This window comes from Vogesella fluminis (genome assembly GCF_014652335.1).
Taxonomy (GTDB): domain Bacteria; phylum Pseudomonadota; class Gammaproteobacteria; order Burkholderiales; family Chromobacteriaceae; genus Vogesella; species Vogesella fluminis.
Genome location: NZ_BMYP01000012.1, coordinates 1 through 25246 on the forward strand (window position 1 = coordinate 1; position 25246 = coordinate 25246).

The window sequence follows — 25246 nt, forward strand, 5'->3', positions numbered from 1 at the left end:
AGGCGCTGGCGGAGTTGCTGGGTCTATCACCGTTATGACGTAAAGGTGCAATTGCCCTGGCCTCTCATCACATCAATTTAAACTCAAACATCATAACGTTGCCACAATAGCATACAGGGCAAGCCACCACGGCTTGCCCTTTCTCAATCACCCTGCGGCCAACCTTGCCCGCATTCTCCCGCTAATCGGCGATCAAGACCCCGCCACCTCACTCATCCCGCTATGCCGCAACAAGGCATCAATCTGCGGATCGCGGCCGCGGAAGGCGCGGAAGGACTCCAGCGCCGGACGGCTACCGCCCACCGCCAGGATCTCGTCCCAGAACTGGCGACCGACTTCCGGATTGGCGCCGCCGGCTTCCTCGAACGCGGCGTAGGCGTCGGCGGACAGCACTTCCGCCCACTTGTAGCTGTAGTAGCCGGCCGCGTAACCGCCACCGAAGATGTGGCTGAAGCTGTTAGGGAAGCGGTTGTAGGCCGGCGGACGGTTGACGGCGACTTCGTCGCGCACCGTTTCCAGCAGCGCCAGCCAGTCGACGGATTCGGGCTTGGCGTCGGTGTACAGCAGCATGTCGAACAGCGAGAACTCCAGCTGGCGCACGGTCTGCATCCCGGACTGGAAGTTCTTCGCCGCCAGCATCTTGTCGTACAGCGCGCGCGGCAGCGGTTCGCCGCTCTCGCTGTGTGCGGTCATGCCCTGCAGCACGTCCCACTCCCAGCAGAAGTTTTCCATGAACTGGCTGGGCAGCTCGACCGCGTCCCACTCCACGCCGCTGATGCCAGACACACCCAGCTCGTCGACGCGGGTGAGCAGATGGTGCAGGCCGTGGCCGAATTCGTGGAACAGGGTGGTGACTTCGTCGTGGCTGAAGTAGGCCGGCTTGTCACCCAGCGGACGGGTGAAGTTGCACACCAGGTAGGCGACCGGGGTCTGCACCTGGCCGTTTTTCAGGCGGCGGCCGCGCACGTCGTCCATCCACGCGCCGGGGCGCTTGCCGTCACGGGCGTAGAGGTCGAGGTAGAAGCCGCCCAAGAGCGCGCCGTCCTTGAAGATCTGGTAGTAGCGCGCGTCCTCGTGCCAGGTTTCGGCGTCCTTCTGCTCGACGGTGATGCCGTACAGCTTGTGCACCACGCTGAACAGGCCGGCCAGCACCTTGGGCTCCGGGAAGTACTGTTTCACTTCGTGTTCGGAGAAGGCGTAGCGCGCAACGCGCAGCTTCTCGGCGGCGTAGGTGATGTCCCACGCCTGTAGCGTATCCAGGCCCAGCTCGTCGCGGGCGAAGGCTTCCAACTCGGCGCGGTCCTGCTCGGCGTAGGGTTTGGCGCGGCGGGCGAGATCGCGCAGGAAGTCGATCACCTGCTGCGGGCTTTCCGCCATCTTGGTGTACAGCGACAGCTCGGCGTAGTTGGCAAAGCCCAAGAGCTGCGCTTCTTCTGCGGCCAGCTTGAGCTTTTCGCGGATCAGCGGGCCGTTGTCCTGCTCGGCGGGGCCGAATTCGGACGCGCGCTTGGCGTTGGCTTCGTACAGCTTTTCACGCAGCGCGCGATTGTCGGCGTACTGCAGCACCGGGAACAGGAGCGGGAACTGCAGCCCCAGCTTGTACTTACCCGGCTGGCCGTCGGCCTCGGCCAGCGCCGCATACATGGCGAGGGTGTCTTCCGGAATGCCGGCCAGTTCGGCCACGTCGTCGATATACAGCGCGAAGCTGTCGGTGGCGTCCATCACGTGCTGCGAGAACTGGTTGGACAGCTCGGCGAGGCGGCTGGACAGCTCGGCGAAGCGCTGCTTGTCGGCCTCCGGCAGCTCAGCGCCGGACAGGCGGAAGTCGCGCAGGTCGTTGTCGATGATCTTCTTGCGCGCGGCGGAGGCATTGGCGAATGCAGGGTTGGCCGCCACCGCCTTGAAGCGGGCGAACAGGTCGAGGTTCTGCCCCAGTTCGGTAAAGAAGGCGGAGATGCGCGGGATTTCGGCGTTGTACGCGTCGCGCAGGCCTTCGGTATTACCCACCACGCCGTTGAGATGGCCCACCACGCCCCAGGCGCGCGAGATCTGCTCGGTGGCGTCGGACAGCGGTTCGGCCACGCTGTCCCAGTCGTCGCCGCCGGCCGCGATGACCTTGTCGATGGCGGCGCGGGCGTTGGCCAGCAGCACGTCCAGCGCCGGGGTGATGTGTTCGGGCTTGATCGCGGCAAAACGCGGCAGATCGCTAAAGTCCAGTAGCGGATTGGTGGTCATGTTTGGCATCCTGTAGGCAGTGCGCCGTGCTGTTGCCGGCGCGAATCTTTCTAGAGATAGGGACAAATCAGTGAATCGCAATATCCGCCCTTACGACGGCCATCGGCCGCAGATCGACGACTCCTGTTACATCGACCCCGCCGCGGTGGTGATCGGCGAGGTAGAACTTGCGGCCAACGTATCGGTGTGGCCCTTCGCGGTGGTGCGCGGCGACGTGAACCGCATCAGCATCGGCGAAGGCAGCAATGTGCAGGATTTTGCCATGCTGCACGTCAGCCATCGCAAGGAATCCGATCCGCAGGGCGCGCCGCTCACGATCGGCAAGCACGTCACCATCGGCCACCACGTGACGCTGCACGGCTGCAGCATCGGTAATGAAGTGCTGGTCGGCATCGGCAGCATCATCCTCGACCGCGCGGTGATCGAGGACCGGGTGCTGATCGGCGCCGGCAGCCTGGTGCCGCCGAACAAGCGCCTGGCGTCCGGCTACCTGTACCTGGGCAACCCGGTGAAGCAGGTGCGGCCGCTGAGCGCGGACGAGCTGGCCTACTTCCGGTATTCCGCCGAGCACTACGTGACGGTGATGGCAAAACACAAGGCCAGCCTGTAAGCCGCGCGGCGGCGCGCCCGGCGCCCGCCCCGCGTCACCGTCACCGTCACCAAAGTGTCACCCGCAAGTGCCAGACTGCGACGGCAGCAACGCAGCAGGCGCCACGGCCACCAAGTTAACACGTCATATCCCGGTAATGTCGCCGCCCTACACTGCGTGCATCTTGAAGGGATCATTGAAAATGACGCTGGTAAAACGCCTGTGGCTCACCGTAGCCTTTACTCTTGCCTGCCTGATCGTGGTGATGCTGCTCAGCAGCCAGCAGCTGTTCTCGCTGCGGCACCAGTTTTCCGATTATCGCGAACGGCAGCAGCTGTCCACCCACCTGCAGACGCTGAAGGCCGAAGTGCTGTCGCTCGCGCGCGCCGATCCGCTGCTGGAAGACACCGCGCCGCGGCTGGCGCGGGTACAGCAGAACGTGAGCCGCCTGATCCCGGCGATCAGCCAGGCGCTGCCGCCGGCCAGCCGCCAGGCCTTCGCCGGCAAGGCACAAGGCTACTGGCAGGAGTTCGCCAAGAACCTGCGCTCGGCGCTGACCATCGCCGAAACGGCGCCGGAAGACGCGCTGTCGATCCCGGAGCGCGCCTACAGCCTCAGCATCGTGCCGCTGGTCAACCTGATCGACAGCACGCTGGATAACGAGCAGCGCCAGCTGGCCGCCGCCGAAAGCGCGATGGCGCAGGCGATGCTGCAACTGGTGTTGCTGGTGCTGGGGCCGCTGGGCGTCGCCAGCGTGGCGGTGGTGCTGTCGCAGGTGCTGCTGGCACAGCGGCTGAAAAAGCAGATCGCCGCGATGCAGCATGCCGCCGACCTGCTCGGCGAGGGCCAGCTCGGCACCCGGCTGCCGGTCAGCGGCCGCGACGAGCTGTCGCAGGCCGCCAGCCACATCAACCGCTTCCTCGACAAGCTCAGCGAGCTGCTCGGCACCGTGCGCAGCAATGCCGCCGGCAGCGAGCGCGAGGCGCAGGACATCCTGGAACTCACCCGCCACGTGATCGGCAGCACCCGCCAGCAGGCGGAAACCGCCGAGCACAGCAACCATGCCGCCAATGCGGTGGCCAGCTCGGCCGAAGAGATCGTCAGCCACATCAACCGCGCGCTGCAGGATGCCGACACCGCCACCGGGCGCACCGCCCGCGCCCGCGAGCTGGCCGGCGACACCGCCGGCACGCTGCAGGCGCTGGCCGGCAGCATCCAGGGCGCGGTGGGCGAGACCGAGCAGCTGACGCACGCCATCGCCGACATCGCGCAGATCAGCAACATGATCCGCGACGTGGCGGAGCAGACCAATCTGCTGGCGCTGAATGCGGCGATCGAGGCCGCGCGTGCCGGCGAGCACGGCCGCGGCTTTGCCGTGGTCGCCGACGAGGTGCGCAAGCTGTCGGAGCGCACATCCGGCGCCACCACCGGTATCTTCGACACCCTGCTGCGCGTCGAGGGCGCCACCAAGGCGCTGGCCGCCACCATGAGCGCCGCGCATCAGGCCAGCCACGGCAGCGTGCAGGCGCAGACCACGCTGGACGAGGCACTGCTGAGCATGGATGGCGCGCTGGCCACCATCAACCAGGCGCTGCGCGAGGTGGCGGAGGCCAGCCAGCAGCAGAGCCAGGCCGGCGGCCATATCCGCAGCCGCGGCAGCGAGGTGTCGGCACTGGCCAGCGACATCTTCGGCAAGATGGAATCGCTGGCGCCGGCGATGGGACGCTGGCGCGAGGTGTCGGCACAGATGAACCGCGACCTGGCCTGGTTCCGCATCGACAGCCAGACCGGCGCCGCGGTGCCGTTCTCGGCCAACAAGCCGCGCTTCACGTCCCGCAACAGCAATGCGGCCTGAAACGGCATCGCCAGCAAACCAAAACGGCGCTCATCTCAATGAGCGCCGTTTTGCATTACAGGCCGGCCTTGCGGCCAACCTTGCCGGGTGACTTAGAGTACCGCCAGTGCCGCGTCGTAGTCCGGCTCGCTGCCGATCTCGGCCACCAGCTCGCTGTGCAGCACGGTGTCGTTCTCGTCCAGCACCACCACCGCGCGCGCGGTGAGGCCGGCCAGCGGGCCGGAGGCCAGCTTCACGCCCCAGGCTTCGGCAAACGCCGGATTGCGGAAGGTGGACAGGTTGGCAACGCCGGCTATGCCCTCGGCACCGCAGAAGCGCTTCTGCGCGAACGGCAGGTCGGCGGAGATGCACAGTACCGCCACGCCGTCGCGGCTGGCGGCCTTCTCGTTGAACTTGCGCACCGAGCTGGCGCAGGTCGGGGTGTCGATGGACGGGAAGATGTTGAGGATTTTCTTCTTGCCGGCGAAGGCGGCCAGGCCGACATCGGCCAGATCGCCATTGGTCAGGCTGAACGCCGGAGCCTTGTCGCCTTTGACCGGCAGGGCGCCGGCCACGTCTACAGCATTGCCACGCAGGGTAACGGTTGCCATCGGGTGCTTCCTTTTCAAAAGAAGGGTGGGTGATCAGCTGAGTGTGGGGCATGGGCCGCAGAATTCAACCCTGCCGGCAACAAGGTTGGCCGCAAGCCGCGCCGGTTTTATGCGTCAACCGTCCTGCTCGTGTTCCGGCAGCGACAGTCCCAGCTCGTCCAGTACCTCGCGCGCGGCGCGGAAGGCTTCCACCGCCGCCGGCGCGCCGGCGTACACCGCGCAGTGCAGCAGGGTTTCGCGGATTTCCACCAGGCTGGCGCCGTTGTTGATGGCGCCGCGGATGTGCCCCTTCAGCTCGTTGCTGCGCCCCAGTGCCGCCAGCATGGCGCAGGTCAAGAGGCTGCGCGTCTTCAGATCGATGCCGTCGCGCTGCCAGGTGCTGCCCCAGGCGTGTTCGTTCAGCCAGTCCTGCAGCGGGCGGTTGAAGCCGTCGAGCTGGCTCATTGCACGGTTGGCGAAGGCCTCGCCCATCACCTGCGTGCGCCGGGCCAGCCCGGCCTGTTTGTCCTGTTCGCTCATGCTGCTCTCCTTGCGTGGGGTTTCAGGTGTGGCTGCGCGTCGCCAGCGTGACGCCGGCCAGGATCAGCATGATGCCGGCCAGGTGGTACAGCTGCAGCGCTTCGCCGAGGAACAGCATCGACAGCAAGGCGCCAAAGCCGGGCATCAGGTGGATGAACATGCCGGCACGCGCGGCCCCTACCCTGGCCACGCCCAGATTGTAGAAATAGTAGGCCGCCACCGACGGCAGGGTGCCGACGTAGGCGAAGGTGGCCAGCGTGGCGGCGTTCAGCGGCGTGTGGCGACCGCTGGCCAGCTCCCAGGCAAACAGCGGCGCGATACCGGCCAGGCCGATGGCCACCTGCAGCGTCAACAGGCCGATGCGGTCCAGCGCCGGCGGCAGGCCGCGCAGCAGCAGCGTGTACAGCGCCCACGCCACCATCGCCAGGAACACCACCGCATCGCCACGGTTGATGTCCAGTGCGGCCAACCTTTGCCAGTCGCCGTGCGCCACCACCAGCAGCACGCCGGCAAAGGAGATCGCCACCGCCAGCGCCTGGCGGCGGGCGATGGCCACGCCGAAGAACAGCGCGCCGAAGGCCACGATCAGGATGGGGATGAAGGAATTGAGCAGCACCGCGTTGGTGGCGGCGGTGTACTGCAGGCCCCAGTAGGCCAGCGAATTGAAGCCGGTGACGCCGAGCAGCGCCAGCAGCAGCAGCCGGCGCCAGTGCGGCAGCCACAGCACGCGCTGGCGCCACGCCGGCACGGCGCCGAACGGCAGCAACAACAACAGCGCGATGCTCCAGCGGGCAAAGGACAGGGTCATCGGCGCCACGCTGGCGTGCATCGCGCGCGCCAGCACGAAGTTGCCGGACCAGAACAGCGCGGTCAGTGTCAGCAGCAGATAGGCCAGCCGCGGCGAGGGGAATGGTTTTGTCATGGCCCGCTACCTTGCCACGTTGGCCGCAAGCCTGGCAAGCCGCGCCGCGGCAACAGTCTGTTCATGAAAAAAAGCCGGAGCGGTTGCCCCGGCCAGTCCCCTTCCCCAGGAGTACTTCTGCAATCGTCAGGCGCGCTGTGCCTGCAGCTGGTGCACAGCCAGGCGCTGCGGCGTCAGCGACCCCAGCAGCATGCCCAGCACGCTCATCAGCAGGCCGGCCAGCTGCGGCGGCCAGAAATCGGTATCGGCTGCGGTCAGCTCCAGCGGAATCCAGGTCCCCACCCCCAGCGCGATCGCCAGCAGCGCACCCTGCGTGGTCGCCCGTTTCCAGAACAGGCCGGCCGTCAGCGGCACGAAGGCGGCCACCAGCGTCACCTTGTAGGCATTGCCCACCATCTCGTAGATGGAAGCATCGGAGTACAAGGCAAACAGCGTGGTGCCAATGGCGCAGATCAGGATGGCGGCGCGGGTGGCCAGCAGGAACTCGCGGTCGCTCATCCTGGGCTTGAAGTGCTTGAAGATGTTTTCCACGAAGATCACCGACGGTGCCAGCAGCGTGCCGGACGCGGTGGACATGATCGCCGACAGCAGCGCGCCGAAGAACATCACCTGGGCAAACAGCGGGGTTTCTTCCAGGATCATGCGCGGCAGGATCATCTGCGCATCCTCGGCCAGCCATTTCTGCACCAGCTCGGGGTTGATCATCGACGCGGCGTAGATCAGGAACACCGGCAACAGGCAGAAGGTCAGGTAGAACACGGCGCCGACGATGGTGGCGCGTACGGCAATCTTCTCGCTCCTGGCCGACATCACGCGCTGGAACACGTCCTGCTGCGGGATGGAGCCGAACATCATGGTGACCGCCGCACCGATGAAGGCCATCAGGTCACGCGGCTCGGTGCTGGTGATGAAGGTGAACTTGCCGTCGCCGGCGGCCTTGGCGATCACCTTGTCGGCGCCACCGGCCATGCCGCTGAACAGCCACACCAGGTACAGCAGGCCGCCGACGATGATCACCATCTGGAAGAAATCCGTCAGCGCCACCGACCACATGCCGCCGAACAGGGTGTACACCAGCACGATGCCGGCACCGATCAGCATGCCCTGGGTGGTGGTGATGCCGCCGTCGGACAGCACGTTGAACACCACCCCCAGCGCGGTCAGCTGCGCCGCGATCCAGCCCAGGTAGGACAGCATGATGGCGATACTGGTGATCACCTCCACGGTACTGCCGTAACGCTGGCGGAAGAAGTCGCCCATGGTCAGCAGGTTCATGCGGTACAGCGGGCGGGCGAAGAAGAGACCCACCAGCATCAGGCAGGTAAAGGAACCGAACGGGTCTTCCACGATGCCATGGAAACCTTCCTCGATGAAGGTGGACGGAATGCCCAGCACCGCCTCGGAACCGAACCAGGTGGCAAACACCATCGCCGCCACGATGTGGAACGGCATGCGGCGGCCACCGGCGGCAAAGTCCTTGGCATTGTGGACGCGTGTTGAAGCGTACAGGCCGATACCGACAGTAACGGCCAGATACAGAATGACGAACCAGACGAGCATTGCTTCCGTCTCCTTAATCCTTGGTAGTGTTGTCAGAATGATGATTCCGCCCGGCTGGCAGCATGTACGGCACCGGCCGGAACCTCACTTTTGTTGTGCGGCCATTATAGCCAGCACACCTCTTGAATGAGCAATTTTTTAAACACTCCTGCACGACAAAAAACAAAACCCCGACACCGTTACGGCATCGGGGTTTTACATCCCGCCATCAGGCAACGCCTGAAAAATCCAGCCATTTCATTGAGTTATCACCATGAAACGGCACGCAAAAGCCATCCAGCAACCATCATCGCGCGCGGCAGCGGCTGTGGCCTATTGTGCCTCAATCAAGCGTTTCACTGTCGTCAATTATGTTAAACAATGACAAGGTCAAATCACGAGCCTGCTTAATGTCGCCTGCGTCGCCGTCACGCTGAAACGCTGCGTCCGGCCATCGAGCAGCACCTCGCCGCAGGCCAGCTGCGGATCGTGGGTGAAGAACAGGCGGCCGCCGGCTGCGGCCAACCTTTGCAGCAGCGCGCGCTTCTCGTCGATCAGCAGCTCCGGGAAGCGGTCGTAACCCATGGTGATCGGCACGTGCACCCACGCGGCACCGGGAATCAGGTCGGCGGCAAACAACAGCGGCCCGCCCGGCAGCGGGATTTCTGCCAGCAGCATGCCCGGGGTGTGGCCGTTGGAGACATGGAAGCACCAGTCCGGCGGCAGACAGGCCGGCGTCGCCTCATCGACCAGCACCAGCCGGCCACTGGCCTCCAGGAGCGCAATCAGCTCCGGCACGAACGAGGCCTTGTCGCGTGGATGCGGATTCAGTGCCCGCTGCCACGCCTCGCGCCCGACCACGAACTGCGCGTTGGGAAACAGCAGCCGCGCCGGGCCGCCGTCCCACGCCGCCAGCAGGCCGCCGGCGTGGTCGAAGTGCAGGTGCGACAGCACCACCACGTCGATGTCGGCATCGCCCAGCCCCTGCGCCGCCAGCGCATCCAGCAGCACGTGCTCCGCCTCCACCACGCCGTAGCGTTCGCGCAGCCTGGGCTCGAAAAAGGCGCCGATGCCGGTTTCCAGCAGGATGCGGCGGCCGTCGCCCTCCTCCACCAGCAGGCAGCGGCAGGCCAGCGGCACACGGTTGGCCGCATCCGGCGCCAGCCAGCCGGCCCACACCGCACGCGGCGCGTTGCCGAACATCGCACCGCCATCGAGTTGTTGTGAATTGCCGAGCAGGGAAGTCAGTGTGCGCATCGCGGCAGGCTCCTGAAGTGTAGGATCGGTGGCAAAAATCCATTATCGAGCAAGTGCTTGATTTTGTCATGCCGGCGGCCATTACCCGGCGGCGCTGGCGATGGCATAGAATCGGCTGTCCACCATACGCCGCCCCACCGCCACCATGCGCAAAATCGTGATCGCCCCGGATTCATTCAAGGAAAGCCTGTCGGCGCGCGAAGTCGCCACCCTCATCGCCCGCGGTCTGGCGTCGCAGCTGCCACACACCGAGCTGCTGCGGCTGCCGGTCGCCGACGGCGGCGAGGGCACGCTGGACGCACTGCTCGACGCCACGGCAGGCCAGCGCATCCGCCAGCGCGTCACCGGCCCGCAGCATACGCCCTTGTTCGCCAACTGGGGCCTGCTCGGCGACGGCCGTGGCGCCATCATCGAGATGGCCAGCGCCAGCGGGCTGGAGCATGTGCCGCGCCGTGAGCGCAACCCGCTCACCAGCACCAGCTACGGCACCGGCGAGCTGATCCGCAGCGCGCTGGATCACGGCGCGCGCCACATCATCCTGGCGCTGGGCGGCTCCGCCACCAACGACGGCGGCGCCGGCATGCTCGCCGCGCTCGGCGTACGCTGGCTGGATGCTTGCGGCCAACCTTTGCCGCCCGGCGGCGCCGCGCTGGCGCAGCTGGCCCACATCGACAGCAGCGCGCTGGACCCGCGGCTGGCCGAGTGCCGCTTCGACATCGCCTGCGACGTCGACAATCCGTTGTGCGGGCCGCACGGCGCCTCCGCCGTCTTCGGCCCGCAAAAAGGCGCCGATGCCGCGATGGTGGCACAGCTGGAGCAGGCGCTGGCGCACTATGGTGCCATGCTGGCAGCCCATTGCGGCAAGGCAGTGGCAGAGCAGCCCGGCGCCGGTGCCGCCGGCGGCATGGGCGCGGCGGCGCTGGCGTTCTTCCCCTGCCAGCTGCGCCGCGGCATCGACATCGTGCTCGATTGTGTCGGGCTGGACGCGGCGCTGGCCGGCGCCGATCTGGTCATCACCGGCGAAGGCCGCCTCGACGGCCAGACCGTGTTCGGCAAGACCCCGATCGGCGTCGCGCGCCGCGCCAAGCAGCACGGCCTGCCGGTGATCGCCATCGGCGGCAGCCTCGGCGACGGTGTCGAGGCGGTCCACCAGCACGGCATCGACGCGGTGTTCGCCTGCGTGCAGCAGATCACCACCCTCGACGACGCGCTGGAACACGCCGCGGCCAACCTTAAACGCTGCGCGCGCAACGTCGGTGCACTGCTGGCGCTACAGGCCGCACCGCGCCGCTAGCCATACCAACCCAGCGGCAAAGGCTACGGCGACGACCCGCCTGCCCCGCCGTCAGCGGGCACACCCGCCCGGCACACAACAAAACAGCCCGCCAATGGCGGGCTGTTTTGCGTGTTGCAGATCGTTCAAGCTTACTTGATCAGCTTTTCCACCTTGTCGGCACGGTCGCCCGGAGCCGGGTGGCTGGCCAGCACGCTGCCTTCGTTGCCGAATAGCGCGGCCAGCTTGCGCAGTGCCGCCGGCGCGCCCTGCAGGTTGTAGTTGTGGCGCTTCAGGAATTCCACCGCGTAGGCGTCGGCGTCGCTTTCCTGCGATTGTGAGAACTGCGCGTGCACGATTTGCTCGGCAAAATCGCCCAGCTCCGATTCCGACAGCGAGGCGGCGATGTTGTTGCCGCTACCGGCCGCCGCCTTGCGCGCCGCGGACGCGGCGTAGGCCACCTGGATCGCCTTCTTGCTGTGGCCCAGCTTCACGTGGCCGATTTCATGGCCGATCACGTAGCGCACTTCGTCGTCGGTCATCTTGTCCAGCAGGCCGCTGTACACGCGCACGGTGCCGTCGGCCATCGCGAAGGCGTTCACTTCCTTGCTCTGGTACACCTTGAAGTTCAGCTGCAGCCCGTCTTCATTGCCCAGACCCTGCACGATCTTGTTCAGGCGCTTGCCGTAGGCGCTGCCGGCGGCGGCGACCTTGTTCTGCCTGTCCATCGACTTGCTGGCCTCGGCAGCCATCGCCTTCACCTCACCATCGCTGAGGGTGGCGGACTTCACCAGGTCGGAACCGGCGCTGAGCACGGAGCCAAGGTTGAATGCCTGTGCCGGAGCGGCCAGGCACGCCGCGAGGGCGGCAACGAGAGCGAGCTGTTTCATGTGCGGAATCACCGTGGGTAGCAAAGCGCGGCATTCTATTGGAATGGTCGAATCATGTCCATGGCATCAAAAGCCAGGCGCAATATTAAAGGGCACAGCAGGCAGTTCTCCCGCCAGCGTACGGAGAGCCTTTCACAGGTGAAGGACCGGCTTGCCGGCATGATGTCGCCCAATAAGTTACGACATATGCACCAGCTAATATCAGTGAAAATTCATTAGACATGCACGATTCAGCCTCACTAAAATGGCCGCCACCCTTTGATAACAAAACTGACGAGACCAACATGAAGAAAATCCTGCTCAGTGCCTTCATCGCATTGGCACTTGCCGGTTGCGCCAGCTCCGGCAACCGGGTCCTGAAAAACGAGACCCATCAGACGGTTGCCGCCAAGATTACCAACGGCAGCACCAGCAAAGAAGAAGTACGCAAGATGTTTGGCGATCCCCAGACCACCTCCTTTACCGACAGCGGTTCCGAAATCTGGAAGTACGAGTTTTCCAACGTCACGGCAGATGCCATCAACTACGTTCCCATCGTGAACTGGTTCGGCTCCAGCGCCAGCGGCACCAAGAAAGAGCTGTCGGTACTCTTTGACAAGAACGACATCGTCGTCCGCCACAGCATGATCAATTCCGACGTGAAACAGAAAACAGGCCTGTTCAACGCGCTGTAATATACTTGCGGCGTGCCCGATCTCAAGCCGCGATCGGACAACAAACCGGATGCCTTGCTGCCGATGCAAGACATCCGGTTTTGCATTGTGCTGACGGCGTGATCACGCCTCCAGCCTTCGCCGCGTCTGCAGGATCGCCGGCGCCCACTGCTCGCCGGGGCGTTTCTTGCGCGTGGCCAGGGTCAGGCCGGACGGCGCGAAGATGTTGATGTTGTGAGTGTTGGGCGTGGTGATCAGGTACTGCGCCTCGGTGGCTTTCAGGAAGCCGGCGACGCGGTCGATGTTGAAGATGTCCAGGTGCGCGAACGGTTCGTCGATGAACACAAAGCCGGACGGGTTGGCCTCGTCCATCATCAGCCCGATCAACAGGATCAGCGACTTCATCACCTGCTGGCCGCCGGACGCCTCGCCGTCGTTCATGCCCATCATGCCCTTCTGGTCGAAGTTGAACTTCAGCGTCAGCCCGGCCTGCGCCAGCGCGGTGTCGTCGTTGGACAACAGTGGCAGCTCGACCTCGACGCCGATGCCGGCCAGCTCGCCCAAGCGCTTGATGTTGCTACCGTAGGCGCGCACCGTGGCGCGCAGCTTGCCGAGATACGCCTCGCGCGCGTCGCTGGTCAGGCCGGCGGCGCGTTCCACCTCGGCCTGGCGGCGCTGGCATTCGCGCGCCAGCGCGCTCAGGTCTTCCTGCAGCTTGTCCTTCAGCTGCAGCACCGCCTCGTCGCACTCCCAGTCGCCGGCGGCGAGTTTTTCTTCCAGATAGTGGATCTCGTGGCGCACGTCGGCGGCGGTTTCGAATTCCTCGGTCAGCTGCGCGACATAGGCGGCATCCTGCGCCGCGGCCGGCAGGCGGCTACGGCTGTCGCGCAACTCGGCCAGCAGGCGGCGCAGGGAGCGGCGCGCCTGTTCTGCTTCCAGCCGCCGTGCCGCCTGGCGGTTGAGGCTGTCCTGCTCGCGCTGGCAGACGCGGTCGTGCGCCAGCCGCGCGTCGCTGTGCCGGCTTTCGGCATCGCGGCAGGCGCTGTCGGCGTCGGCCAGTGCCGCGCCGTGCTCGGCGACGCTGGCCTCAAGCGTGGCCAGCTGCGCTTCCAGCGCGGCGAATTCGTCAGCGCGGCTGGCCAGCTGGGCGATGGAATCCATGCCCGACAGGTAGTCGGCCAGCGCGGCGATGTCGCGACTGGCCGCCACCAGCTGCTCCTCGCCGGCGATGATGCGCTGGTTCAGCCCCGTCAGCGTGGCGCGCAGGTCCAGCAGCCGCGACTGGCGCGCCGCCTCGCCGAAGGCGAAATCGCGCTGCGGCACGCCGATGTGGCGCGCGCCGCGGCGTTCGCGGAAATAGCCTTCCGGGGTGATCCAGTCGCCGTCTTCCTTCGCACCGGCGGCCACGTCGGCGACGCGGCTGACGCGGTTCATCTGCTGGTACAGCCATTCCGGCGCCGGTTCGGCAAAGCGCACCACCTCCAGCAGGCTGCCGCCGCGCGCGCGCGGCGCGGCCGCGGTGTCCGGCACCACGAAGTGGCGGTAGCGCAGCTTCTCGCCCAGCTGCCAGGCGACGCGGCGGTCGGCGGGGTCGGCCAGCAGCACCACGTGGCGGTAGGGCTTGAGCAGCGCCTCGACCGCGCCCTGCCACGCGGCATCGGTCACCTCCACGATGTCGCACAGCATGCTGTGCGCGATGCCGGCCTCGTCCAGCGCGGCGCGGAAGTGGCGCACGTCGTCCGGCGCGCGCGGCTTGCCGCTTTCCAGCGCCGCCAGTTCGGCACTGTGCTCGTCGCGCTCGCGCTTGGCGCTGCGCAGGCTGTCGCGCAGGCTGTCGGCGTCGTGGCGCAGTGCGGCCAACCTTTGCGTCAGCGTGGCGGCGTCGTCACCGTACTGCTGGCCGGCCAGCGCCTGCAGCCGGTCGCGTTCCTTGAGCCGGCTTTGCACGTCGCGCAGCGCGTCGCGGGCGTGCATGAAGGCCTGCTGCGCGTGGTGGCGCTCGCCGTCGGCCTGGGCGCGGGCGGCCTGCGCCTCGCTCTCGGCGCGGCGCAGCGTGGCCATCAGCTGCAGGGTGGCGCGGTGGTCGGCGCTGACATTCAGATAGTCGTGCTGCACGCGGCGGTAATCGCCCCACTGCCGCGCGATGGCGCTGCGGCCGTCGATCAGGCCCAGCACCGGCAAGGCCTCGTCGCGCAGGCGGGTGACGCGCTTGTGCAGGCCGGTCCATTCCAGATAGCGGTTGGCGCGCGTCTTCATCGCCTCGACGCGCACTTCCAGCGCCTCCTGCTGCTGCGACAGCGCGTTCAGCTCGGCCTCGGCGGCGCGCTGTTCGTCACGCGCGTGCTGGTAGTTGTCGAGCACGTCCTTGTCGCCGAACACCTGGAACACCAGGTCCAGCAGCTGCTTGGGCGTGTACTCGGTGAGCTTGTCGGTGTCGCCCTGCTCCAGCGCCAGCACCTCGCCGACGGCGGCGGTGAGGCCGGCCGCTTCCAGGCGGCGGCGGTATTCCTGCACCCCCAGCCACGCCAGCGCCGGATCGGCCACCGCGCCGTCCAGCGCCACGTCGCCCTCGGCGATGGCGTAGTGGCGCACCCAGTCGCCGCCCTGCTTCTTGATGCGGCACAGCAGGGTGACCTCCTCGCTCAACAGCGGGAAGAATGGCGTCGGGTACAGCCCGCCGTTCAGGCGGCGCGGGTTGGCGACCACGCCCTTGAGAAAGGCGAACGGCTCGCGGTTGTTGCGCACGTAGCGCTTGTAGTCGCGCTTGCCGGAGCACTTGATCGCCAGCAGCGTGCGCAGTGCGTCCAGGAGCGTGGTCTTGCCGGAGCCGTTGGGGCCGATGATGGTGACGATCTGCGCGTCCAGCGGCACGGTCAGCCGCTGCCAGAAGTCCCAGTGCACCATTTCTACCGATTTCATCTGGAACATCAGGCGTTCTCCACTTGGCTGTTATCGGTTTCTACGGCCGGCGCGATGGCGGCGGCCTCCTGCAGCAGGGCCTGGCGGCGGCCGAGCACGTCGGCCAGCGCGCCTTCGATGATGCGCGGCGCCAGCTGCGCGTAGTCGATCATCAGGTCCAGCATCGGCCCTTCTTCCAGCCACTTGTTGCGACGATTGAGGAAGCCGAGGTTGACCAGGCGACCAAGGTTGGCCGCAAAGCGGGTGCGGCCGCCCAGCTGCTTGCCGAAGTCGGCGTACAGCGCGTCCTCGGAGATGCCGACCGACACCGTGCCGCCGGTTTCCAGCGGCTTTTGCGCGCCAAACATGTCGTGCTGGCCTTCGCGGCCGGCCTCGACGCGGCTGATCTGGCGTTCGCGCTTGGGCAGGATGATCAGCGCCCACACGATCACCAGCAGCGCCACGCCGTCGCGCGGCAGGCCCAGGTTGTTGTTCAGCCACGCTTCGCCCGAGCCGAACACCGGCTCGGTCATCGCCGGCAGCAGCGCCACCGCGATGTGTTCGGCGTAGGGGTTTTCCACCAGCCGCAGGCCGACGGCGGCCAACCTTTGGTCCAGCTCGGCGCGGAAGGCGTCGTCCAGCAGCGCGCGGCGCGCCAGCGCGTCGCTGCGCGGGATCACGCGGTGCGCCAGCAGGCGCGACACCAGTACGGTGAGGGATTGTTCCATCATGATGTTGAGTCTCGGGATGTCGGGGTCACGGTCAGCTGCGCGTCGGACAGGCTGGCCACCTCGGGGTGGTCCAGCAGCAGCACGGCATCGCCGCCGGATAGCGCCAGCGGCAGCTTGGCCAGCGCGGCAATCACGCCGCGGTCGCTACGGCTTTCCGGGTCACCCAGCAGCGACAGCAGCGACAGGCGGTAGGCGGTTTCGTTGTAGCTGGCGGCCAGTACCGCGTCGCTGATCGGCACGCCGCCCGCCGGCACCAGCTGCAGCGCCGCCAGCGTGTCGTACAGCGCCTCGGCCTCCAGCAGGCGTTCGGCCTCGACCGCGTCGGCGGTTTCAGCACTGGCCGCCGCCGGCAGCGCGTTATCGTGCTCGCGCACGCGCTCGCGGCCGAGCAGCTCGTACTCGGCGACGTCGGCCAGCTCCGGCGTGGTCAGGAAGGCCGGTTCGACGTTGGCCGCGATCACGCCGTCGGCCAGCCCCGCCAGCCGGGCCAAGCCCTGATGGCGCAGCCAGTCGGCGATGTCGGTGGAGGTCAGGCCGGAGCTGCCCAGATGCACACGCTGCGCCGCCAGCTGCGCCAGCCGGCGCTCGAAGGTGCCGGCCAGCGCCAGCATGCGGCTCTGCGCCAGCGCGATCGCCTGCGCCTGAGCGAGCGTGGTCAGGCTCAGCCGCTCGTCGCAGGTCAGGCCACGCACCACGTCGGTGGATTTCGCCACCCAGCGCCACACCGACTCCAGCCGGTGCTGCGCGGCGCGGATGCGGAATTCGGACTGCGACTCCAGCGCATCGGCGAACTCGGCGTGCAGCTCGTTGAGCCGCGCCAGCAGGTGCTGCAGCGCCTCGTCCGACACCTGCCCCACCGCCTGCCCCGCCGCCACCTGGCTGGCGAGATAGCCCAGCTCGACGTCGTCGCCGGCAAAGTCGATCAGCGTCGCCAGCGCCGACAGCGCCACGCGCGCGGTATCGGACAGCGCGTAATGGCCGCCGTCGCTGTCGTAAACCAGCAACTCGCCCTCGCGCAGGCGGCCGAGGATGGTGTTCAGCTTGGTGTCGTTGAGGTAGGCGAAGCGCTGCGCGATGTCCTGCGGCGTCCAGTACGGCGCCTCGGCGCGGCTGCCCAGCTCGCGCAGCACCAGCAGGCGCATCAGCACTTCTTCATCGCCACCGCGAAACAGGGTGACGAACACCGCCAGATACGGCCACGCCGCCGACAGCCGGTTCAGCGCCGGCAACGCGTCCGGGCTCAGCCCGGGGCGGAAAAAATCGGAAAGGGAATCCAAGGCAAGCATCCAGCGGCGTTAAACAGCCGTGGATTGTCGGAGCGGACAGGGCGTGCCGTCAATGGCGGCGGGGGGGGCGGTACAGCTTGCGGCCAACCTTGTCGCGGCAATCGGTTTTGATGTTTGGCCACAAACCCGCCAACAGACATGGGAATAAAAAAGACGGGCAACAACCCATTTCAATCTCCAGCCAGTTTGTAGGTCGGGTTAGCGCAGCGTAACCCGACGCGACTTGCGGCCAACCTTGTCACGGTAATCGGTCTGGATTTTTAGCCACAGAAGTACACAGAAAAACACGGACAAAAACCCGATCCCCGCCACAGCCCAAACCGCACCGACGCGCCCCGTCCCGTTGGCGCAAGCCGTGCAAACTGTCGCCAGCCCGGAAACAAGCCGCCCTCTTTTGAGCGCAGCGTATGGGCGGTGCCGGGATGGCGGCAGTTGGCACGGGAATTCTTGCGCCGTCGGGAGAGCGGTCTGCGTGCGAATCTCTGATTCGCTCAGCGATGTGAAAAGGGGCGGCGGCAGCCCCTTTTCCCGCCGCCGCGCGGCAAGCGGCAGATAAAAGCATCCGCGCAGCGGATACAAGTCCAAAAACAAGGTTGGCCGCAAACCCATCAAGGCTTGCGGCCAACCTTTCCCATCTCACCTTGCGGCCAACGTTGGCCGCAGCACCTTACTCGGCGCTATCCGCATCCGCAGCCGGCGCGTCATCCGCCGCCAGCGTCTGGATCACCGCCACCGGCGCGGCACCGGCCGCGGCGGCGCGGGCCAGCTTGGCGGCGCGTTCGGCTTCTTCCGCTTCCAGGCGTGCCTTCTTCTCGGCGGCGCGCAGTACGTCGAGGTACTCCTTGATCGCGAATACCAGCTCGCGGGTGCCTTCACCGGTGAGGCCGGAGATCACGAAGTGGCGCGGCGCGGTCATGTCGAAGCCGAAGCGGTCGTCGGCCTGCGCCTTCGGCCAGCCGTAGGCTTCGAGGAAGGCGGACACGGTCAGCTCGCGCTCTTCTTCCGGCAGCATGTCGACCTTGTTCAGCACCAGCCAGCGCGGCTTGTTGTACAGCGCTTCGTCGTACTTGCGCAGCTCTTCAACGATGGCGCGCGCCTCGCGCACCGGATCGACGTCCGGATCGAACGGCGCGATGTCGACCAGATGCAGCAGGATGCCGGTACGCGACAGGTGCTTGAGGAAGCGGTGGCCGAGGCCGGCGCCTTCGGCCGCGCCTTCGATCAGGCCGGGAATGTCGGCGATGACGAAGCTGGATGTGTCGTCCATGCGCACCACGCCCAGGTTCGGGTGCAGGGTGGTGAACGGGTAGTCGGCCACTTTCGGCTTGGCGGCGGACACCGCGCGGATGAAGGTGGATTTGCCGGCGTTGGGCATGCCCAGCAGACCGACATCGGCCAGCACCTTCAGTTCCAGGCGCAGGTTGTGGATCTCGCCTTCTTCGCCGCGGGTGAACTGGCGCGGCGCGCGGTTGAGCGAGCTCTTGAAGTGAATGTTGCCGAGGCCGCCCTTGCCGCCCTTGGCCAGCACCAGTTCCTGGCCGTGGAAGGTCAGGTCGGCGATCTGCTGGCCGGTGTGCTCGTCGAAGATCTGGGTGCCGACCGGCAGGCGCAGGCGGATGTCGTCGCCACCCTTGCCGTAGCAGTCGGCGCCGCGGCCGTTCTCGCCGTTGACGGCGAGGTACTTCTTCACGAAGCGGTATTCCACCAGCGTGTTGATGTTTTCGTCCGCCACCGCGATCACGTCGCCGCCACGGCCGCCGTCGCCGCCGTCCGGGCCGCCGCGCGGTACGAATTTTTCACGGCGGAAACTGCAGCAACCGTTGCCGCCCTTGCCGGAGCGCACTTCAATGCGGGCTTCGTCGATAAATTTCATGAAACTCTCCTAAATGCTTGCGAGGAGTCAGGCGCAAACGGCCGCCGGCTGCCCAAGGTTGGCCGCAGCCCCTTGCGCCTCACACCTCGTGTGGCCAATACGATAATCGGACAAACAAAAAAGCCCTATCGTGCGATAGGGCTTTTTCCGGTGGCTACAGAATTACTCTGCGTCAACACCAGTGTACGGAACAACGCTGACGGTCTTGCGCTGGGCAGCGCCTTTAACCGCGAAGTTCACGTAGCCGTCAACCTTGGCGAACAGGGTGTGATCCTTGCCCATGCCAACGTTTTCACCAGCGTGGAAACGGGTGCCACGCTGACGGATGATGATGGAACCAGCCGGGATCAGCTCGCCGCCGTAGGCTTTGGTGCCCAGACGTTTGGCTTCGGAATCACGACCGTTGCGGGAACTACCGCCTGCTTTTTTGTGTGCCATGTCTATTTATCCCTTACTTGGAAATCGCGTCGATGCGGATTTCGGTGTAGTTCTGACGATGACCCTGATGCTTCTGGTAGTGCTTACGACGACGCATCTTGAAGATGCGGATCTTGTCGCCACGACCATGAGCAACCACGGTTGCCTGGACAGTTGCGCCGGCTACCAGAGGGGCGCCTACGGAAACTTGCTCACCGTCAGCAATCATCAGCACTTCTTCAAGTACGATCTGGCTGTCGACGTCTGCAGGTATCTGTTCTACTTTAAGTTTTTCGCCAACGGAAACTTTGTACTGTTTACCGCCAGTTTTTACGACCGCATACATTCGTATAGCTCCTAAGATTCTTTCTTGCGCGCAGTGTGCGCGAAGAACGCGGAAATATACGCAAGTGCCTGATAGTTGTCAATATTTTTACAAGACCGCTGTTGCCTGCGCGTTTGCCGTGGCGGCAACGGCGCCATGTCTGCTAATATCGCGCGGTTTTCCCGATCATTTGAACCGGTAGCAATGTCCTCCACTCCGCTGTTTCGCACGCTGACCGCCGACGATATGCAAGCCGTCGACCAGGTCATCCGCACGCGCCTGCATTCCGACGTCGTCCTGATCCGCCAGGTAGCGGAATACATCATTTCTGCCGGCGGCAAGCGCCTGCGCCCGGTGCTGACGCTGATGGCCGGCCGTGCGATGGGTTACGGCGCGCCGTACCTGCACGAGCTGGCGGCGATGGTGGAGTTCATCCACACCGCCACCCTGCTGCACGACGACGTGGTCGACGAATCCGACATGCGCCGCGGTCGCCAGACCGCCAACGCGATGTTCGGCAATGCCGCCAGCGTGCTGGTCGGCGACTTCCTGTACACTCGCGCCTTCCAGATGATGGTCGCCGGCAACAATATGCGCATCCTGGAAGTGATGGCCGGCGCCACCAACATCATCGCCGAGGGCGAGGTGCTGCAGCTGCTGAACATCGGCGACACCAGCCTGACCGAAGAACAGTACCTGCTGGTGATCCAGTACAAGACCGCCAAGCTGTTCGAGGCCGCCACCCGCGTCGGCGCCATCATGGCCGGCGCCAGCGCCGGGCAGGAACAGGCGCTGGCCGACTACGGCATGCATCTGGGCACCGCGTTCCAGATCATCGACGACGTGCTGGACTACAGCGGCGACGCCGCCACCATCGGCAAGAGCGTCGGCGACGATCTGGCCGAAGGCAAGGTCACCCTGCCGCTGATCTACACCATGCGCCAGGGCAGCGAGCAGGCCGCCACCACCGTGCGCGAGGCACTGGAAGCCGCCAGCCGCGAACGTTTCGGAGAAGTGATGGCTGCGGTACAATCCTGCGGCGCGCTGGATTACGCGCGCGGCGAGGCAGAAAAAGCCGCCAAACGCGCCATCGCGGTGCTGGCCCCGCTGCCGGACAGCGACTACAAGACCGCGCTGGCCGAGCTGGCACAGCTGTCGGTGCGCCGCGACGCCTGACCCCGTTCTATGTCTCCGTAGTTAAATGGATATAACAGCCCCCTCCTAAGGGGCAGTTACAGGTTCGATTCCTGTCGGGGATACCATCCAACGCTGCCGCTGCCGGTAGCGTTTTTTCTGTTACGGATACTGCCACATGAACCTGCTGCAACGCCTTGGCCTGCTGATCGTCATCGGCATCATCCTGGCCACCGCCATCAACCACTTCACCCGCCCGCAGGCACCAAGCGACGCCGGCCACAGCGCCAGCCAGCCGCAGTAAGCCGGCGATGCAGGCCCGCACCACCCTCGCCCACCTGCCGACCGCGTTCGGCCCCTGGCCCGGCCACCCGCTGTACGACAGCATCGCGCGCTGGCGCGACGCCGCCGCGTGCCAGGCTTGGCCGCAACAGGCCGACTTCGACCGCCTGATCGAACACGCGCGCGGCTGCGGCCAACCTTTGCCGCCGCGACAGCGCTTCCTGCGCGACGCCGACCCCGAGCTGTACTACGAGATGCACATCGGCAGCACCGGCGAGGTGCCGACGCGCGGCGACAACTGGCACGACTGGTTCAACGCGCTGTGCTGGCTGAGCTGGCCGCGCAGCAAGCTGGCGATGAATGCGCGGCAGGTGGCGGCCATCAACGGCGACGAATTCCGCCGCGGCCCGCGCCGCGATGCCGGCACGCTGCTGGACGAGAGCGGCGTCGTCGTGCCGTATTGCGACCCGGCGCTGGCGCAGGCGCTGCACGACATGCAGTGGCGCACGCTGTTTGTCGAACAGCGCGCGGCGTGGGGCACCCGCATCGGCGCCCACGTCATCGGCCACGCGCTGCTGGAACAGGGGCTGGCGATGCACATCGGCTGGTGCGGCAAGGCGTTGCTGCTGCCGGTGGACGAGTCATTCTTCGGGCTGGAGGGTGCGGAACAGGTGGACATCCTGGACCAGATGCTGGCGGCACGACTGGCGGGCGACGACGACTTTGCCGCCAGCCCGCGCGAACTGCTGCCGCTGCCGCTGCTGGGCATCCCCGGCTGGTGGGACGCCAACCGCGACGCGGCGTTCTACGACAATACCGCCTATTTCCGCCCGACGCGGCGCGCGAAATCGGCCACCGAGATCGCTTCCAGCTCGCCCATCATCGGCTGAAACACCTCGGCCAGCGCCGCGGCGATGTCGTCGTCGCACTCGTGCAGTTCCGGCCGGTACACGAACAGGCGGAACAGGTCGGCCAGCGCGATCGCCTCCGCGCGCCGGGTCAGTACCCAGGTCTCGCGCTGGCCGCACTGCACGTAGCCGGCGGCGGCGAGACGGTCCAGCACGTGGCCCAGCTCGTCGTAGCCGACCAGCACCTGCTGCCGCAGCGCCTCCGGCCGCAACGCGCGGCCTTCGCCCTGCGCCTGGTCCAGCAGCACCAGCAGCTCCACCGCATCGAGGAAACGGCGCCGCGACTCGTTGCGCCGCTGCCAGGCGCGCCCCTCCCAGTACGACAGCGACGCGGTCAGCACCGCGCCGGTCAGCACCACCAGCCACAGGCAGAACAGCCACAAGAGCAGCACCGGCAGGCTGGCGAAGGCACCGTACACCAGCTGGTAGCTGGCGATCTCGCCGATGTAGAAGCCGAAGATCAGCTTGGTCACCTCCAGCATCAGCGCGGTGCACAGCGCGCCGAGCAGCGCGTGGCGGCGCGGCACGTAGCGGTAGGGCACGATGCGGAACAGCAGCGCCAGCATCAGCGTCGCCAGCAGCAGGCCGCCGCCGAACTGCAGCGCCTCGTCCAGCAGCGTGGAGTAGCGCTCGATGTGGGTGTACTTGAACAGTACGCGCCAGCCGAGCAGGCCGCCGCCCAGCGCCAGCGGCCCCAGCGTCAGCACCGTCCAGTACACCATGCTCTGCTGCAGCCACGGCCGTGCGCGGCGCACGCCCCAGATACTGTTGAAGGTGCGCTCCACCGTCGCCATCAGCATCAGCGAGGTGGCGCCCAGCATCACGATGCCGGCGGCGGTGAGCTTTTCGGCGTTGTCGGCGAACTGGCGCATGTAGACGGTAATCACCTTGCCGGCGAATTCCGGCACCAGCGTCGACAGCAGCATCACCTTGAAACGGGTGCTGTAGTCGCCGAATACCGGAAACGCCGACATCACCGTCAGCGCGATGGTCAGCAGCGGCACCAGCGCCAGCAGGGTGGTAAAGGTCAGGCTGCCGGCCACTTGCAGCACGCGCTGCTGCGCCAGCCGCGCGGCGACAAAACGGACAAAGCCGGTCAGGGGCAGGGAGGTAAACGACACGATCATCCGATCAAACACGCTAGAATCCAGCAATTCGCCAATGTTAACCCATAGGAATCTTCATGCACGACATTCTGGTCTTGTACTACAGCCAGCACGGCGCCACCCGCGAGCTGGCCCGCATGATCGCCCGCGGCATCGACAGCGTCGACGGCTGCCGCGCGCGACTGCGCACCGTGCCCAAGGTCTCCACCGTGTGCGAGGCCACCGCGCCGGCGGTGCCGGACAGCGGCGCGCCCTATGTCGAGAAACAGGACCTGCAGGACTGCGCCGGCCTGGCGCTGGGCAGCCCGACCCGCTTCGGCAACATGGCCGCGGCGATGAAGTACTTCCTCGACGGCACCGCGCCGGAGTGGATGCAGGGCACGCTCGCCGGCAAGCCGGCCTGTGTGTTCACCAGCAGCAGCACCCAGCACGGCGGCCAGGAGTCGACACTGCTATCGATGATGATCCCGCTGCTGCACCACGGCATGCTGCTGCTCGGCCTGCCGTTCACCGAGCCGGCGCTGAGCCACACCCGCACCGGCGGCACCCCCTACGGTGCCAGCCATGTCGCCGGCCACGACAACAACGTGACGCTGAGCGAGGACGAGAAGCAGCTCGCCATCGCCCAGGGCCGCCGCCTGGCCGAGGCCGCACGCAAGCTGGCCGCCTGATCGCGGCGCAAGGTTGGCCGCAACGCTTGCGGCCAACCTTGCGCTGCCCACGCCGTTCTCCGCATCGCACCTCTCCGCATCGCCTTTCCCGGCACGCCGCGCCCGTAACGGAACCGCGCGCCCCCGCCTCCGGTCAAACCGACGCGCAAGGGCTGGACAAGCCAGCCGTCCGCGCCCACAACAAATGGCCGCGCCCCGCCCGCCGCATGGCGTTCGGGGTCAACGCGTGCCTGATATTTTCTACACACAAGGAGTCATCAACACCATGGAACAGGCCCTCCCCTCGATCGGATCGCCTTTCTTTTACGCAGTCTTTTTCGTGGCCGTACTGCTCATGATCGCCGTCGACATGCTGGCGCTGAAGCAGAGCGGCGCGCACAAGGTGTCGATCAAGGAAGCCGCCACCTGGTCGGCGGTCTGGGTCGCCGTCGCCGGCGCCTTCGGCGGCTGGCTGTGGTGGACGCTGGACGGCGACCCGGCCTACGGCCGCGCCGTCGCCAACCAGAAGACGCTGGAATTCTTCACCGGCTACGTGATCGAGAAGTCGCTGGCGGTGGACAACATCTTCGTGTTCCTGATGATCTTCGGCTTCTTCAAGGTGCCCGCCGAATACCAGCGCCGCGTGCTGTCCTACGGCGTGTTCGGCGCCATCGTGCTGCGCACGGTGATGGTGTTCCTCGGCGCGGCGCTGGTGCGCGAGTTCAGCTGGATACTGTACGTGTTCGGCGCCTTCCTGCTGTTCACCGGCCTGAAGATGATGTTGCCGGAGAAGGAAGAAGCACAGGACCTCGCCGACAACCGCCTGCTGCGCTGGCTGCGCACCCACATCCGCATGAGCGACGACTACCACGGCGACCGTTTCTTCGTGGTGAAGAACGGCCTGCGCCACGCCACGCCGATGTTCCTGGTGCTGGTGTTCGTCGAGCTGTCGGACGTGGTGTTCGCGGTGGACAGCATCCCGGCCATCTTCGCGGTGACCATGGACCCGTTCATCGTGCTGACCTCCAACATCTTCGCCATCCTCGGCCTGCGCGCGATGTTCTTCCTGCTGGCCGACGTCGCCGACCGCTTCCACCTGCTGCGCTACGGCCTCGCCATCGTGCTGGCCTTCATCGGCGTCAAGCTGCTGCTGATCAAGGTGGTGCACCTGCCGGTGGCGGTATCGCTGGGCGTGGTGTTCACCGTGATCGCCGGCGCGGTGATCGCCTCGCTGCTGTTCCCGAAAAAAGCCGCCTGACCCGGCGCCGCCTGCGGCCAACCTTGTCATGCCAAGGTTGGCCGCAGGCCGTTTTC

23 protein-coding genes and 1 tRNA gene are annotated in these 25246 nt (G+C 66.3%); 10 read left to right on the plus strand and 14 right to left on the minus strand.

Annotation, left to right across the window (positions count from 1 at the left end; genetic code table 11):
- Positions 1-192: 192 nt before the first annotated feature.
- Positions 193-2235 carry a M3 family metallopeptidase gene (locus tag IE083_RS06180; RefSeq protein ID WP_189352754.1) on the minus strand — a complete coding sequence of 681 codons (2043 nt, stop codon included), beginning with the start codon at positions 2233-2235 and terminating at the stop codon, positions 193-195.
- A gap of 70 nt (positions 2236-2305) precedes the next feature.
- Here IE083_RS06180 and IE083_RS06185 point away from each other — a divergent pair, with 70 nt between their 5' ends.
- Both IE083_RS06185 and IE083_RS06190 read left to right on the plus strand, forming a co-directional pair.
- Positions 2306-2845: a gamma carbonic anhydrase family protein gene (locus IE083_RS06185; RefSeq protein WP_189352755.1), complete on the plus strand. Its 540-nt coding sequence runs from the start codon at positions 2306-2308 to the stop codon at positions 2843-2845.
- A gap of 181 nt (positions 2846-3026) precedes the next feature.
- Complete coding sequence (locus IE083_RS06190) at positions 3027-4679, plus strand: methyl-accepting chemotaxis protein (RefSeq protein ID WP_189352756.1); 1653 nt, start codon at positions 3027-3029, stop codon at positions 4677-4679.
- 92 nt (positions 4680-4771) lie between these two features.
- Here the strand turns inward: IE083_RS06190 and tpx are convergent, their stop codons facing one another.
- The 5 genes from tpx to IE083_RS06215 form a co-directional block, all read right to left on the minus strand.
- The gene (tpx, locus tag IE083_RS06195; RefSeq protein WP_189352757.1) at positions 4772-5269 is read right to left on the minus strand and encodes a thiol peroxidase; all 498 of its coding nucleotides are present in this window, start codon (positions 5267-5269) and stop codon (positions 4772-4774) included.
- 114 nt (positions 5270-5383) lie between these two features.
- The gene (locus IE083_RS06200) at positions 5384-5788 is read right to left on the minus strand and encodes a carboxymuconolactone decarboxylase family protein (protein WP_189352758.1); all 405 of its coding nucleotides are present in this window, start codon (positions 5786-5788) and stop codon (positions 5384-5386) included.
- 22 nt (positions 5789-5810) lie between these two features.
- Complete coding sequence (locus tag IE083_RS06205) at positions 5811-6710, minus strand: DMT family transporter (protein ID WP_189352759.1); 900 nt, start codon at positions 6708-6710, stop codon at positions 5811-5813.
- Positions 6711-6836: 126 nt separating this feature from the next.
- Positions 6837-8270, minus strand: a complete 1434-nt coding sequence (locus IE083_RS06210) for a high affinity choline transporter 1 (protein ID WP_189352760.1) — start codon at positions 8268-8270, stop codon at positions 6837-6839.
- 369 nt (positions 8271-8639) lie between these two features.
- On the minus strand, positions 8640-9506 hold the full coding sequence (locus IE083_RS06215) for an MBL fold metallo-hydrolase (protein WP_189352761.1): 867 nt from the start codon (positions 9504-9506) through the stop codon (positions 8640-8642).
- Between the two features lie 145 nt (positions 9507-9651).
- On the opposite strand from IE083_RS06215, the gene IE083_RS06220 reads away from it, so the two are divergent.
- Complete coding sequence (locus IE083_RS06220; RefSeq protein WP_189352762.1) at positions 9652-10800, plus strand: glycerate kinase; 1149 nt, start codon at positions 9652-9654, stop codon at positions 10798-10800.
- Between the two features lie 131 nt (positions 10801-10931).
- Here the strand turns inward: IE083_RS06220 and IE083_RS06225 are convergent, their stop codons facing one another.
- Entirely contained in the window at positions 10932-11669 is a 738-nt protein-coding gene (locus tag IE083_RS06225) for a M48 family metallopeptidase (RefSeq protein WP_189352763.1), read from the minus strand.
- 284 nt (positions 11670-11953) lie between these two features.
- On the opposite strand from IE083_RS06225, the gene IE083_RS06230 reads away from it, so the two are divergent.
- Positions 11954-12343 carry an SEN1984 family lipoprotein gene (locus tag IE083_RS06230; RefSeq protein ID WP_189352764.1) on the plus strand — a complete coding sequence of 130 codons (390 nt, stop codon included), beginning with the start codon at positions 11954-11956 and terminating at the stop codon, positions 12341-12343.
- A gap of 102 nt (positions 12344-12445) precedes the next feature.
- Here the strand turns inward: IE083_RS06230 and IE083_RS06235 are convergent, their stop codons facing one another.
- The 6 genes from IE083_RS06235 to rplU all read right to left on the minus strand — a co-directional run bounded on the left by IE083_RS06235 (position 12446) and on the right by rplU (position 19873).
- Positions 12446-15250 (minus strand): AAA family ATPase, encoded by a 2805-nt coding sequence (locus tag IE083_RS06235; RefSeq protein ID WP_189352765.1) that lies wholly within the window; start codon positions 15248-15250, stop codon positions 12446-12448.
- Positions 15250-15951, minus strand: coding sequence for a hypothetical protein (locus tag IE083_RS06240; RefSeq protein ID WP_229799632.1), 702 nt, complete (start codon positions 15949-15951; stop codon positions 15250-15252). The genes IE083_RS06235 and IE083_RS06240 overlap by 1 nt, the downstream gene beginning before the upstream one ends.
- Positions 15948-17237 (minus strand): hypothetical protein, encoded by a 1290-nt coding sequence (locus tag IE083_RS06245; protein ID WP_189352766.1) that lies wholly within the window; start codon positions 17235-17237, stop codon positions 15948-15950. The genes IE083_RS06240 and IE083_RS06245 overlap by 4 nt, the downstream gene beginning before the upstream one ends.
- A gap of 667 nt (positions 17238-17904) precedes the next feature.
- Complete coding sequence (gene obgE, locus IE083_RS06250; protein ID WP_189352767.1) at positions 17905-19110, minus strand: GTPase ObgE; 1206 nt, start codon at positions 19108-19110, stop codon at positions 17905-17907.
- Between the two features lie 162 nt (positions 19111-19272).
- Positions 19273-19548 (minus strand): 50S ribosomal protein L27, encoded by a 276-nt coding sequence (gene rpmA, locus IE083_RS06255; protein ID WP_047966597.1) that lies wholly within the window; start codon positions 19546-19548, stop codon positions 19273-19275.
- 13 nt (positions 19549-19561) lie between these two features.
- Entirely contained in the window at positions 19562-19873 is a 312-nt protein-coding gene (gene rplU, locus IE083_RS06260) for a 50S ribosomal protein L21 (protein ID WP_082133678.1), read from the minus strand.
- A 183-nt stretch (positions 19874-20056) separates the two neighbouring features.
- Between rplU and ispB the strand changes: the two genes are divergently transcribed.
- The 4 genes from ispB (at position 20057) to IE083_RS06275 (ending at position 22158) form a co-directional block, all read left to right on the plus strand.
- Entirely contained in the window at positions 20057-21028 is a 972-nt protein-coding gene (gene ispB, locus IE083_RS06265; RefSeq protein WP_189352768.1) for an octaprenyl diphosphate synthase, read from the plus strand.
- Positions 21029-21039: 11 nt separating this feature from the next.
- Positions 21040-21114, plus strand: a tRNA-Arg gene (locus IE083_RS06270).
- A gap of 50 nt (positions 21115-21164) precedes the next feature.
- Entirely contained in the window at positions 21165-21290 is a 126-nt protein-coding gene (locus IE083_RS15945; protein ID WP_268245115.1) for a hypothetical protein, read from the plus strand.
- Between the two features lie 7 nt (positions 21291-21297).
- Complete coding sequence (locus tag IE083_RS06275) at positions 21298-22158, plus strand: DUF3025 domain-containing protein (RefSeq protein ID WP_189352769.1); 861 nt, start codon at positions 21298-21300, stop codon at positions 22156-22158.
- On the opposite strand, the gene IE083_RS06280 is transcribed toward IE083_RS06275, so the two are convergent.
- Positions 22089-23315, minus strand: coding sequence for a YihY family inner membrane protein (locus IE083_RS06280; RefSeq protein WP_229799633.1), 1227 nt, complete (start codon positions 23313-23315; stop codon positions 22089-22091). The two genes, IE083_RS06275 and IE083_RS06280, sit on opposite strands and share 70 nt — an antisense overlap.
- A gap of 44 nt (positions 23316-23359) precedes the next feature.
- Here IE083_RS06280 and wrbA point away from each other — a divergent pair, with 44 nt between their 5' ends.
- Complete coding sequence (wrbA, locus tag IE083_RS06285; RefSeq protein ID WP_047966602.1) at positions 23360-23953, plus strand: NAD(P)H:quinone oxidoreductase; 594 nt, start codon at positions 23360-23362, stop codon at positions 23951-23953.
- A gap of 265 nt (positions 23954-24218) precedes the next feature.
- Positions 24219-25190 carry a TerC family protein gene (locus IE083_RS06290; RefSeq protein ID WP_189352770.1) on the plus strand — a complete coding sequence of 324 codons (972 nt, stop codon included), beginning with the start codon at positions 24219-24221 and terminating at the stop codon, positions 25188-25190.
- Positions 25191-25246 lie beyond the last annotated feature (56 nt).

Coding starts and splice junctions, on each gene's coding strand:
- IE083_RS06215 (WP_189352761.1), bottom strand. CDS start 9,506: ATGCGCACACTGACTTCCCTGCTCGGCAATTCACAACAACTCGATGGC.
- IE083_RS06225 (WP_189352763.1), bottom strand. CDS start 11,669: ATGAAACAGCTCGCTCTCGTTGCCGCCCTCGCGGCGTGCCTGGCCGCT.
- IE083_RS06230 (WP_189352764.1), top strand. CDS start 11,954: ATGAAGAAAATCCTGCTCAGTGCCTTCATCGCATTGGCACTTGCCGGT.
- IE083_RS06220 (WP_189352762.1), top strand. CDS start 9,652: ATGCGCAAAATCGTGATCGCCCCGGATTCATTCAAGGAAAGCCTGTCG.
- rplU (WP_082133678.1), bottom strand. CDS start 19,873: ATGTATGCGGTCGTAAAAACTGGCGGTAAACAGTACAAAGTTTCCGTT.
- IE083_RS06275 (WP_189352769.1), top strand. CDS start 21,298: ATGCAGGCCCGCACCACCCTCGCCCACCTGCCGACCGCGTTCGGCCCC.
- tpx (WP_189352757.1), bottom strand. CDS start 5,269: ATGGCAACCGTTACCCTGCGTGGCAATGCTGTAGACGTGGCCGGCGCC.
- IE083_RS06245 (WP_189352766.1), bottom strand. CDS start 17,237: ATGCTTGCCTTGGATTCCCTTTCCGATTTTTTCCGCCCCGGGCTGAGC.
- IE083_RS06240 (WP_229799632.1), bottom strand. CDS start 15,951: ATGATGGAACAATCCCTCACCGTACTGGTGTCGCGCCTGCTGGCGCAC.
- rpmA (WP_047966597.1), bottom strand. CDS start 19,548: ATGGCACACAAAAAAGCAGGCGGTAGTTCCCGCAACGGTCGTGATTCC.
- IE083_RS15945 (WP_268245115.1), top strand. CDS start 21,165: ATGAACCTGCTGCAACGCCTTGGCCTGCTGATCGTCATCGGCATCATC.
- ispB (WP_189352768.1), top strand. CDS start 20,057: ATGTCCTCCACTCCGCTGTTTCGCACGCTGACCGCCGACGATATGCAA.
- IE083_RS06200 (WP_189352758.1), bottom strand. CDS start 5,788: ATGAGCGAACAGGACAAACAGGCCGGGCTGGCCCGGCGCACGCAGGTG.
- IE083_RS06205 (WP_189352759.1), bottom strand. CDS start 6,710: ATGACAAAACCATTCCCCTCGCCGCGGCTGGCCTATCTGCTGCTGACA.
- IE083_RS06190 (WP_189352756.1), top strand. CDS start 3,027: ATGACGCTGGTAAAACGCCTGTGGCTCACCGTAGCCTTTACTCTTGCC.
- IE083_RS06290 (WP_189352770.1), top strand. CDS start 24,219: ATGGAACAGGCCCTCCCCTCGATCGGATCGCCTTTCTTTTACGCAGTC.
- wrbA (WP_047966602.1), top strand. CDS start 23,360: ATGCACGACATTCTGGTCTTGTACTACAGCCAGCACGGCGCCACCCGC.
- IE083_RS06210 (WP_189352760.1), bottom strand. CDS start 8,270: ATGCTCGTCTGGTTCGTCATTCTGTATCTGGCCGTTACTGTCGGTATC.
- IE083_RS06180 (WP_189352754.1), bottom strand. CDS start 2,235: ATGACCACCAATCCGCTACTGGACTTTAGCGATCTGCCGCGTTTTGCC.
- obgE (WP_189352767.1), bottom strand. CDS start 19,110: ATGAAATTTATCGACGAAGCCCGCATTGAAGTGCGCTCCGGCAAGGGC.
- IE083_RS06235 (WP_189352765.1), bottom strand. CDS start 15,250: ATGTTCCAGATGAAATCGGTAGAAATGGTGCACTGGGACTTCTGGCAG.